At 47.0% G+C, this 4,434-nt stretch carries 4 protein-coding genes; 1 reads left to right on the top strand and 3 read right to left on the bottom strand.

The window, feature by feature from the left end; all coding sequences use genetic code 11:
- Window positions 1-86: 86 nt before the first annotated feature.
- Entirely contained in the window at window positions 87-542 is a 456-nt protein-coding gene (locus M3200_RS00005) for a PaaI family thioesterase (protein WP_022381488.1), read from the top strand.
- Between the two features lie 170 nt (window positions 543-712).
- Here M3200_RS00005 and M3200_RS00010 read toward each other — a convergent pair whose 3' ends face one another.
- The 3 genes from M3200_RS00010 to murB form a co-directional block, all read right to left on the bottom strand.
- Window positions 713-1,996 (bottom strand): O-acetylhomoserine aminocarboxypropyltransferase/cysteine synthase family protein, encoded by a 1,284-nt coding sequence (locus M3200_RS00010; RefSeq protein ID WP_022381489.1) that lies wholly within the window; start codon window positions 1,994-1,996, stop codon window positions 713-715.
- Between the two features lie 493 nt (window positions 1,997-2,489).
- On the bottom strand, window positions 2,490-3,326 hold the full coding sequence (locus M3200_RS00015) for a hypothetical protein (protein WP_022381490.1): 837 nt from the start codon (window positions 3,324-3,326) through the stop codon (window positions 2,490-2,492).
- A 58-nt stretch (window positions 3,327-3,384) separates the two neighbouring features.
- Window positions 3,385-4,293: a UDP-N-acetylmuramate dehydrogenase gene (gene murB, locus M3200_RS00020; RefSeq protein ID WP_022381491.1), complete on the bottom strand. Its 909-nt coding sequence runs from the start codon at window positions 4,291-4,293 to the stop codon at window positions 3,385-3,387.
- Window positions 4,294-4,434: the final 141 nt, after the last annotated feature.

The following is a 4,434-nucleotide window of genomic DNA, read 5'->3' on the forward strand; positions in this document are numbered from 1 at the left end:
CCTGTCAGGATGATTCATTCTTGCAATTCCCTTGGTGCGTGATTATGATTATTTATATAGTTCCTTATTTCAGCGGGAGGTTATTTATGGAAATTTTAACAGACCCAGAGCAAATCAGGCAGCACATCAGAGATATCTACAAGCCCAATCATTTCATGATGGATTACTTCCATATCAACATTGAAGAGATTCACTGCGGAAGCGCAACGGTCAGCCTTAAGACTGACCCAGAAAAGCATAACAATCAGAGAGGCGTCATTCATGGAGGCGTTTTTGCAGCGCTTGCTGATTCCGTTACAGGCGTGACAAGCGCAACCGTAGGCGCTGTTGTTGCAACAGTTACGCTGACGATGAATTTCATCCGTACGGTAACGCCTGGAGAAACGATCCGCGTCACGAGCAAAGTCACTCACCGCGGCCGCTCTACCATTGCCATTACTGCTGAAATGCGCGACGAGGAAGGACGCCTTATGTCCAATATCCTGGCTAACATGATGGTCATCGGAGAATTTCCTGAAATCCCCCACCACTGGAACGGCTGATAAAAATCTCTGCAAAAAGTATTCAACCTGCTGCAGAGATTTTTTGTTACCCCTTATAATCATCAGTATAAAAAGCAGTGTGCAAAATTACCGCACACTGCCTTTTCATTTTCATTCTTCATCAGAGCACAGGGGCTTCCCTGCATTCAGAAGACGGCTGATTCTATTCATTAAATTCTGGCAAGAGCCTGTTCCAGATCATTCAGGAGATCATCGACATTTTCAATGCCTACAGAAATACGTACTGTTCCCGGTGTGATTCCTGCTGCCTTCTGTGCTGCTTCATCAAGCTGCTGATGGGTAGTAGAAGCCGGATGAACGACGAGAGACTTGGAATCGCCTACATTGGCAAGATCGGAGAAGATTTCGAGGTTGTCGATGAATTTTCTGGCTGCCTCAAATCCGTCTTTCAGTTCAATGGAGAAAATGGAACCTGCGCCCTTCGGCAGGTATTTTTCCTGCAGTTTATGATATGGAGAAGATTTGAGGCCCGGATAGTTGACCTTTGCTACCTTCGGATGAGCTTCCAGGTATTCAGCCACCTTCGTTGCGTTGTAGACATGTCTTTCTACACGGAGGGACAGTGTTTCAAGACCCTGGATAAAGAACCATGCGGAGATCGGGGAAATGGCTGCACCGGTGTCTCTCAGCACCTTGGCACGGATTCTTGTTACGAAGCCGGCTCCCGGGATATCCGTTGCAAAATTGATTCCATGATAGGATGCATCTGGTTTTGCAAAGTGAGGATATCTTTCAGGCTGGTTCCAGTTGAATTCTCCGTTTTCAATAATAGCACCGCCGAGTGTCGTGCCGTGTCCGCCGATGAACTTTGTCGTGGAATGGATGGATACGTCAAGTCCGTGTTCCAGAGGACGGAATAAGTAAGGTGTAGCAAATGTATTATCAACGAGTACCGGAAGATTCTTGGCATGAGCGATATCCCTGATCAGATCAAAGTCCGGGATATTGATGGCCGGATTTCCCAGTGTTTCGATATAGACTGCTTTTGTCTTTGGCGTAATCGCCTTTTCGATTTCTTCCGGATGATCAGGATCCACGAAATGTGTCGTAATTCCGAGCTGCGGCAGTGTATCGGTAAAGAGCTCATAGGTGCCGCCGTAAAGGGTGGATGCGGCAACGATTTCATCACCGGCTCCTGCAATATTCAGAATGGAATACGTAACTGCTGCTGCGCCGCTTGCTACGGCAAGGCCTGCTGTGCCGCCTTCAAGGGCAGCCAGTCTCTTTTCCAGTACATCCTGCGTCGGATTGGTCAGGCGGCCGTAAATGTAACCCGGCTTGCGGAGTGCGAAGCGGTCTTCTGCTTCCTGTGCATCCTTGAATACATAGGATGTCGTTTGATAGATCGGAACGGCTCTTGCCCCTGTTACCGGATCCGGCACCTGGCCTGCATGCTGCTGTAATGTTTCAAAATGAAGTTTCTTTTCGCTCATCTTATTTTCCTCCCTTGGAAATCCGTTTATACGTGCAAATCATCCTGCACTCATTTTTAATACGCTTCTTCTATACTTCCCGGTCTCTTAACTACGACATCGCCTTTCCATCATAATGACTTCTCCTTTGCGCTTACTCAAAACGGATCATGAAGAGGCACTGCTCTTCATGTAATCAAAAAAGCCCCCATCCGTTTAGGACGAGAGCTTCGTGATTCCACCTAATTTTGCATATATGTCGCCATACATGCCTTAACAGGTACTTGGCCTGTGCCGCATACCGTGCCTCTGTATCGGGAGGACCCGGGAAAGCCTACTTGGTTTCAGCCTTTCAAACTCAGAAATGCACTTCAACAGTTTTGACATATCCGCTTCCACTATCCGGACTCGCTTGGCTGCCGCCATCTGTTTACTCTTTTCTTCATCGTTTAGAGTTGCATTTAAATTACCATATGGGCAAATCTCTGTCAAGAAAATTATATAACGATTTTCTTTACCGCGTTACTCCGGTCGTCACATTGACCTTGATCGTATCGAGCGACATACCAGTCGTATGCTCGATTTCCCTTTGGATGCGGTCTCTCATCGTATGGATGATTTTCTTGATTTCCTGCGGTGTTCCGGGCTTTACGGAGACATCGATGAAAAGGATGAGCCCATTCATCTGGCCCGTGCTTTTCTCGCTTCTGACATACGTAATGCGGATTTTTTTCATATCCCTGACTGCATAATACACCAGCGACTCAATGACACGGTCAGAAAACGAGAGCTTCCCGTAATAGCTGAAAACCGGCCTTACCACAGACCTTTCTTCATTCTCGCTGAAACGCTTCGGCATTTCCTTCTTCCTGTTGCGGAAGAAACGGAGCGGATCGATGAGGTACCCTTTGAAGTAAGGCTTCAGTTCCATAGTAGGAACAGGGATAACATGCTTTCCTTCCTTGTTTCTTGCTTCTTTTGCCTTAAGCATCTCATCCGGACGGGCTACGTCCTGGATCCTGATATACTTGGACGGTTTTGGAAGCCCCAGTGCCTTGCAGATCGTCTCTACCATGCGGTCCGACGTGCCAAGGATCAGGACACGCTTAGGATTGATTTTCTCAAGAGCCTGCCTGACTTCTTCTCTCTGCTCCGCATCCCAGAAAATAGCGCGCCTGACAGCCTTGAGCCGGCTTTCTTCGCGCTTGGCCGATTTTCCGGCCACGATTCTGCTGTGATAAATAAGGATTCCGTCGTCAATGATGCAGGACGCTTTATTTTCATAGGCTACAACAAGAGCCCTGTCGCTTTTTCCTGTTCCGGGTGGACCAAAAAATGCTATGACTTCCATTGCAGCCCGCCTTCTTTCTTAAAAAATCAATCAATTCATAAAGAGAATACTTAATGGATTATTCTTCTCCGACAATCTGTACTTCCGTATGCAGATCGACGCCATAGGCTTCCTTCACTTTTTCCTGTACTGCATGAATCAGCTGAAGCATATCCTCGCAGCTGGCATTGCCGTTATTGATCAGGAATCCTGCATGCATTTCGCTCACCTGGGCATCTCCGACAGAAAATCCCTTAAGCCCTAAGTCTTCTATCATCTGGCCTACGAAATGGCCCTCAGGGCGTTTAAAGGTACTTCCTGCGCTCTTCTTGTCCAGCGGCTGCTTGGACCTGCGCCTCCCGTTCAGATCATCCATAAGCGCCTTGATATCGTTTTCATTGCCTTCCTTGAGGGAGAGTGTAATATCGACAATGACCTCGCCCTTCTGCATGAAACGGCTTTGGCGGTAAGAATATCCCAGATCCTTTTTGTCATAAACAACAAGGTCGCCGCTCGTATCGCAGACCGTTGCCCGGGAAATGATTTTTGACATTTCCCCGCCATACGCGCCCGCATTCATGAATGCAGCTCCGCCGATAGAGCCCGGGATGCCGCTTGCAAATTCCATCCCGGAAAGGCCGTATGAAAGAGCCTTTCTGGCAACAGCGGCCGTCGGAATGCCGCTTGATACTTTAAGCGTATTTCCTATTCTTTCAATGCCCTGGAGACGGGACGTGCAGATGACAACACCGCGTATGCCCTTGTCCCTGACAAGAAGATTGGCACCGCCGCCAAGGATAAAGAGTGGCAGATTATTCTTCCTGACCAGTTTGGTAATGATGCATAATTCTTCTGTCGTTTCAGGCAGCAGAAAAAAATCAGCGGGCCCGCCAATACCAAATGTCGTATGCCTGCTCATAGGTTCGTTCACTTTTATTTGATTTTCTCCTAAAACACCGGAGAAAAGATTTGCGTCATTTAAATTCATATAGATTCCTTTTCCATTAATTTTTATGCTTCTCCTATTATAAATTTAGCAGGCATCATCGTCAATGAATAATAACGAATAATATATTCAATAAATGCACGTAAAAAGCGGGTTATAGGACAAAACGTGTTGGTAAAAATT

This window comes from Dialister sp. CAG:357 (assembly GCF_000435155.1).
Taxonomy (GTDB): Bacteria; Bacillota; Negativicutes; order Veillonellales; family Dialisteraceae; genus Dialister; species Dialister hominis.